Source organism: Romboutsia sp. 13368 (assembly GCF_018336475.1).
In the GTDB taxonomy this organism is placed as follows: domain Bacteria; phylum Bacillota; class Clostridia; order Peptostreptococcales; family Peptostreptococcaceae; genus Romboutsia.
Window position 1 is genome coordinate 1,155,098 of the sequence record NZ_CP048741.1, and the last position, 1,328, is coordinate 1,156,425.

Here is a 1,328-nt window from a genome sequence, read left to right on the forward strand (position 1 = left end):
TACCTAATGAAGGTAATTTAATAGTAGCTGCTAATCATAAATCTAACCTGGATCCGATATTTTTAGCTGCAGCAATAAAAAACAGAGAAGTTGCAGCTGTAGCTAAAAAAGAACTATTTGATATAAAACCATTAGCATATATTTTAGAAAAACTACATGTTATTCCTATAAATAGAGATAAACCAGATGTATCAACTATAAAAAATATACTTAGAGCAATTAAAGATGGGTATGCTGTTGGTATATTTCCAGAAGGTACAAGGGTAAAGGAACCAGGATTTGGGGAAGCTAAGGCTGGACTTTCTATGTTTGCAATAAAAGGTAAAGCTGTAGTTCTTCCTGTATCAATAATAAGTAATTACAAATTATTAAATAGAGTAACTATATATATAGATAAGCCAATATCTTTTGAAGAATACTATAAGGAAAAGTTAAATTCTCAAGATTATGAAAGACTTTCACAAAATGTATTAGAAATAATTAAGGAAAACTATTATATACACTCTAAATAAATCTAATTATACCTCAAATGTGATAATTYWTATGAATGTTAAGATAGCTAAAGAAGCAGGATTTTGTTTTGGTGTAAAAAGGGCTATGAAGATGGCATGGGATGAATTAGAAGAAAATCCAGGCATATATGCTTTAGGTCCACTTATTCACAATAAACAAGCTGTTGAAAAATATGAAGAAAGAGGATTAGTAACAGTAGATAATATTTCAGATATACCTAATAATAAAAGTGTGATAATAAGATCACATGGTGTATCTAAGAGTATTTATGATGAAGCTAATAATAGTAACTTAAATGTAGTGGATACAACATGTCCGTTTGTTAGAAAAATTCATGCTATTGTAAATGAATTCTATGAAAATGGATTTAAAATTATAATTATTGGAGATAAAAATCATCCAGAAATTATAGGTATAAATGGTTGGTGTAAAAATTCAGCATTTATAATAAAATCTATAGAAGATTTAAATGTATTAGAACTTTCTAATGATTTTAAGTATTGTGTTGTTGCTCAAACTACACTAAATTTAGAACTATATAATAATATAGTAAATGAATTATCAAAAAGACTAGATAACATAACATTTAAAAATACTATTTGTTCTGCTACAAAAACAAGACAACAAGCAGCTAAAGAATTAGCTGTTGATGTGGATTGTATGATAGTTATAGGTGGAAAGCATAGTTCTAATACTCAAAAATTAGTAAATATATGTAAAGAACATGTTCCTACATTTGCAATTGAAACAAAAAAKGACTTAGATGTAGATAAATTAAAAGAATTTAATACTGTAAATGTGACTGCAGGAGCATC

General features: G+C 27.2%; 2 protein-coding genes. Both read left to right on the top strand.

Annotated elements, in window-relative coordinates; translation table 11 throughout:
- The coding region (locus tag G3997_RS04690) for a lysophospholipid acyltransferase family protein (protein ID WP_296648880.1) at positions 1-512 on the top strand (512 nt) is incomplete at its 5' end.
- 31 nt (positions 513-543) lie between these two features.
- Positions 544-1,328 (top strand): 4-hydroxy-3-methylbut-2-enyl diphosphate reductase (ispH, locus tag G3997_RS04695; RefSeq protein WP_296648883.1); only part of this gene is annotated, 785 nt, incomplete at its 3' end.